We start from the raw sequence: 5,784 nt of genomic DNA, 5'->3' as shown, positions 1-5,784 counted from the left end.
CTCGATGGCGGCGCCGGCGCCGACAAGCTGATTGGCGGCAGCGGCGATGACCTCTACTCGGTGGACGTGGCCGGCGACGTCGTGACCGAGCTGGCCGGCGAGGGCACGGACACCGTGTGGACTTCGCTGGCGACCTATACGCTGACGGCCAACGTCGAGAACCTGGCGTACACCGGCAAGGCCGCGTTCACCGGCACCGGTAACGTGCTCGACAATATCATCACCGGCGGCCATGCCGGCAACAAGCTCGACGGCGGCGCCGGCAACGATCGACTCATCGGCGGCGACGGCGCCGACAACCTGATCGGCGGCCTGGGCGACGACACCTTCATCGGCGCGAGCGGCAAGGACATCGTCGACGGCGGCGCCGGCGCCGACCTGCTGCAAGGCTTGGGCAACTTCGCCGACTATGTCGTCACGCGCCCGAGCCTGACCGATACCGTGCTGACCGACGGCGCGGGCAACGTCATCACCGCGCGTGGCGTGGAACACTTCGCCTTCGCCGACGGCGACAAGACGCTGGCGCAGGTGCAAGACAACATCGGCAGCCCCGGCAACGACAGCCTGTATGGCACCGATGGCAACGACATGCTCAACGGCGGCCTCGGCGTCGACACCTTGAGCGGCGGCGTCGGCGACGACACCTATGTGCTGTTCAACGCGGCAGACGCGGTGCTGGAAAACGCCGGCGAAGGCGTCGACCTGGTCCAGGTGGCGTTGACGGCGGCGGGCACCTACACGCTGGCGGCGAACGTGGAGAATGCCAGCGTGACGGCGGCGGCGTCCATTGCCGCCAACCTCACCGGCAATAGCCTCGACAACGTCCTGACCGGCAACGCGGCGGCCAACACACTGACCGGCGGCGCCGGCAACGACCAGCTCGATGGCGGCACCGGCGCCGACAAACTGATCGGCGGCAGCGGCGATGACCTCTACCTGGTGGACGCGGCCGGCGACGTGGTGACCGAGTTGACGGGCGAGGGCGCGGACACCGTGTGGACATCGTTGGCGACCTATACGCTGACGGCCAACGTCGAGCACCTGGCCTACACCGGCAAGGCCGCGTTCACCGCCACCGGCAACGCGCTCGACAATGTCATCATCGGCGGCAACGCCGGCAACAAGCTCGACGGCGGCGCCGGCAATGACAGCCTCACCGGCGGCAACGGCGCGGACAGCCTGGCTGGAGGGCTGGGCGACGACACCATCGCCGCTGGCCTTGGCAAGGACACCATCGACGGGGGCACTGGAAACGATGTGGTGCAAGTGGCGGGCAATTTCGCCAGCTACAAGATCACCCGCCCGAGCGCGACCGACACGGTGCTGACCGGCCAGAATGGCACCGTGCTCACCGTGCGCAATGTCGAAAGCTTCGTCTTCGCCGATGGCGCGAAGTCGCTCGATGACGTGCAATACAACCTCGTCAGTGCTGGCAACGACAAGCTGTACGGCGGTGACGGCGACGACACCCTGAACGGCGGCACCGGCGCCGACAGCATGACTGGCGGGTTGGGCAACGACAGCTACGTCATCGATAATACGGCCGATAAGATCGTCGAAAACGCCGACGAAGGCATCGATCTGGCGCAGGTCGCCTTGACCGCCAGTAATAGCACCTATGCGTTGGCCGACGGCGTCGAGAATGCAACGGTTACCTCGGCGGCGACGGTCGCGGTCAACCTGACCGGCAATGACCTGGACAACTTCCTGACTGCTAACGCGGCGGCCAACACGCTGACCGGCGGCGGCGGCAACGACACGCTGGACGGTGGTGCCGGCGCCGACAAACTGATTGGCGGTATCGGCGACGACCTCTATATTGTCGACAGCGCCGGCGACGTGGTGACCGAAGCGCTGAACGAGGGTAGCGACACGGTGCGTACCAAGCTGGCCACCTACACGCTGGCGGCCAACCTCGAAACCCTGGTGTACACCGGCGTGGCCGCGTTCACCGCCACCGGCAACGCGCTCGACAATGTCATCATCGGCGGCAACGCCGGCAACAAGATCGATGGCGGCGCCGGCAACGACAGCCTCACCGGCGGCAACGGCGCCGACAGCCTGGCGGGAGGGCTGGGCGACGACACCATCGCCGCAGGCCTGGGCAAGGACACGGTCGACGGTGGCGCTGGCATCGATGTGGTGCAAGTGCTGGGCGATTTCGCCAGCTACAAGGTCAGCCGCCCGAACGCGGCCGATACCGTGTTGACCGGCCAGAATGGCAGTGTGCTTACCATTCGCAACATCGAGTATATGGTCTTTGCCGACGGCACCAAGACGCTGGACGAGGTCCAGGACAACATCGTCAGCGTCGGCAATGACCGCCTGCGCGGCACCGCCAATGCCGATGTGCTCGACGGCCGCGAAGGCGCCGACACGATGGAAGGCGGGCCGGGAAATGACGCCTACGTGCTGTCCGGTGCGGACGACGTGGTGATCGAGGCGGCCAATGCGGGCACGGATGCGGTTGCCCTGGCCTTTGCCAAGGCCGCCACTTACACGATGACGGCGAATGTCGAAAACGCCGCCGTCCTGTCTGCCGCCAGTGTCGCCGTCAATATCGTCGGCAACGAACTGGCCAACTGGCTCACCGGCAATGCCGCCGCCAACAGCCTGGCCGGCGGGGACGGCAACGATACCTTGCAAGGCTTGGGGGGCGCCGATACGTTGATTGGCGGCGCCGGCGACGATATCTATATCCTCGATGGCGCCGCCAGCGGTGCCGTCGTCGTGGAAAGCGTTGGCGGCGGCATCGACCAGGTCACGACCAATCTGTCTTCCTACCGGCTGCCGGACAACGTCGAAAACCTGTTCGGACGCAGCCAGACCGGTCCCCTCAATTTCACCGGGATCGGCAACGCGCTGGGCAATGTGCTCAACGCGAGCTACAGCACCAGCGCCAGGCTGGACGGGGGCGCCGGCAACGACACGCTGGTGGGCGGTGTCGGCAATGACAGCTTGCTTGGCGGGGATGGCGACGACCGCTTCGAAGCAAGTCCTGGCAAGGATACGGTCGATGGTGGCGGCGGCGCCGATACCCTGGTGCTCGGCTACCCCTTGGGGAGCGCCGCATCCTTCAAGGTGAAGCAGATCAGCGCCAGCGATATCCAGCTGACCGATGCGACTGGTTATTCCGCCACGGTGCGCGGTGTGGAGACTTTTGTCTTTAGCGATATCACGCTGACGCTGGAAGCCCTCACCCAAAACCTGCATGGTATCGGCACTTCCTCCGACGTGATTGCTTATGGCAAAACCATCGTCGGCACGAGCGGCGCCGACAATCTGGCCGGGGGCGCCGGCAATGACTCGATCGACGGCGCCGGCGGCGTCGATACGCTGACCGGCGGCGGCGGGGCCGATGCCTTCATCATCCCGGCGCGGGGCATGGCCACGATTACCGATATGGTCTCCGGCAGCGACCGCATCATGTTGCACTTCCGCGACGTCAAAGACGCGCTGTTCCTGAACGCGCAGACGGTTTCCGAGCCGGGCACCAACCTGTACGGGAATCTCGTCATTTTCACCCAGAAGCTGGCGAGTTTTTCATCTGTCTCCGTCGCAAACCTCATCAATAGCCACAAAGGCAGCTACGACGCCGGCGAACAGATGATCTGTGTGCTTTCCACCGCCGCCGACACGGCGGTGTATCGGTTCACCTCCAACGGCGCCGACAACGTCGTTTCCGCCGGCGAGCTGACCCAGATCGCCGTGTTGACGGGAACGCCGAGCACCACCGTGGCGGACTACCAGTTCATCGTTTGATGGATTGCTCAGCTGGCCGACGAGCGAGCGCAGCGTCGAAAGTAAAGTCCCGCAAGTGCCTTTGCGGGACTTTTTAATTTCCGAGATTAATTATTGGTTGTCAAGCTAGTAATTCCCATTGGCAATTTCTTATGGGAAATGATAGTATTCCTATTAACATCCTCCGGGATTCCATCAACCATCACGGAAGCCGAGCGCGGTTTTCACGGGAGAAGCAGTAATGGTAGTCAGCGGCAATGTACACGACATTCAAAAACTCTACGTCGCCTACCTTGGCCGCCCCGCTGATCCCGTCGCCCTCGCCTTCTGGCTGGGCATGCTTGAACAACAGCGCGACAGCGGCTTGGCGGCCGTGAAAACGGCGCTGTCCACCGCGACGGAATTCACCGCGGCATTCGCTGGCTTATCCACCGAGCAAGTTGTCGACCAACGCTATGTGAATTTGTTCGGCCATCATGCCGAGCCGGCAGGTCTGACGTTTTGGGTCGGATTGTTGCAAAATGGCAGCATCACCTTGGCGGATCTGATCACGACGCTGACCGACGCGGCGCAAGGTAGCGACCTGATCGCCGTCAACAGCAAGATCGCGGCCGCCGAAGCGTTCACCGCCGAGCTGGATACGGCTGCCGAAATCAGCGGTTACGCCAACCCGGCCGCAGGCGCGGTCGCGCTCGCCAAGGCATTCATCGCGACGGTCACGGACGGCGCGTCGCTCGCCGTCGCGCTGGCCGCATTGCCTGAAACCGTAAGCCAGGTGACGGGCGCCCCGCTTAACCACGCGGCGACGGGTGACGTCACCGCCGGTGGCACGGCCGTTGAAGGCCAGGTCCTGACCGCTTCCCACACACTTGCCGACGCCGATGGCCTCGGCACTGTCGGTTACCAGTGGATGGCCGCCGGCGTCGCCATCGCTGGCGCGACGTCGGATACGTTCACGCTGACGGCGGCGCAGGTCGGCAAACCGATCACCGTCACCGCCACCTACACCGATGGGCTAGGCACGCGCGAGTCCGTCACCAGCAATGTGATCGTGTCGGGCAACGACACGCTCAAGGGCAGCACCGGCGCCGACCAGCTTGCCGGTGGCGCGGGCGACGATACCTATCTGGTCAACGTCGTCGGCGACGTGGTGACCGAGGGCGCTGGCGAGGGCACGGATTTGGTCAATGTCGGCTACACGACGGCCGGCAGCTACACGCTCGCGGCCAACGTCGAGAACGCGACGGTGACGAGCGCCACGACCGCGGTGAGCCTGGTAGGCAACGCGCTCGATAACGTCTTAACCGGCAACGCGGCCGCCAACACCCTGACCGGCAACGCCGGTAACGACAGGCTCGATGGCGGCGCCGGCGCCGACAAACTGACCGGCGGCAGCGGCGACGACCTCTACTTGGTGGACGCGGCCGGCGACGTGGTAACCGAGTTGACGGGTGAGGGCACGGACACCGTGCGGGCGTCGCAGGCAGCCTATACGCTGACGGCCAACGTCGAGAACCTGGCCTACACCGGCAAGGCCGCGTTCACCGGCACCGGTAACGTGCTCGACAATATCATCACCGGCGGCCATGCCGGCAACAAGCTCGACGGCGGCGCCGGCAACGATCGGCTCGTCGGCGGCGACGGCGCCGACAGCCTGATTGGCGGCCTGGGCGACGACACCTTTGTCGGCGCGACCGGCAAGGACACCATCGACGGCGGCGCCGGCACCGACCTGCTGCAGGGGCTGGGCAAGTTCGCCGACTATGTCGTCACGCGCCCGACCTTGACCGACACGCTGTTGACCGACGGCGCGGGGAATATGATCACCGTGCGTGGCGTGGAAAACTTCGCCTTCGCCGACGGCGACAAGACGCTGGCGCAGGTGCAGGACAACGTCCCCAGTCCCGGCAACGACAGCCTGCATGGCAGCGATGGCAACGACGTGCTCAACGGCGGCCTCGGCGTCGACACCTTGAGCGGCGGCCTGGGCGACGACACCTATGTGCTGCTCAACGCGGCCGACGTGGTATTGGAAAACGCCGG

General features: G+C 65.1%; 1 protein-coding gene and 1 pseudogene. Both read left to right on the top strand.

Annotated elements, in window-relative coordinates; translation table 11 throughout:
• A pseudogene (locus tag BMX85_RS29775) lies at window positions 1–3,762 on the top strand (calcium-binding protein); the annotation flags it as partial.
• Window positions 3,763–3,982: 220 nt separating this feature from the next.
• The coding region (locus tag BMX85_RS29770) for a DUF4214 domain-containing protein (protein WP_373924349.1) at window positions 3,983–5,784 on the top strand (1,802 nt) is incomplete at its 3' end.

The sequence above is a fragment of the Duganella sp. CF517 genome (assembly GCF_900110275.1).
In the GTDB taxonomy this organism is placed as follows: Bacteria; Pseudomonadota; Gammaproteobacteria; order Burkholderiales; family Burkholderiaceae_D; genus Rugamonas.
This window is presented reverse-complemented; position numbering and strand designations above follow the sequence as displayed.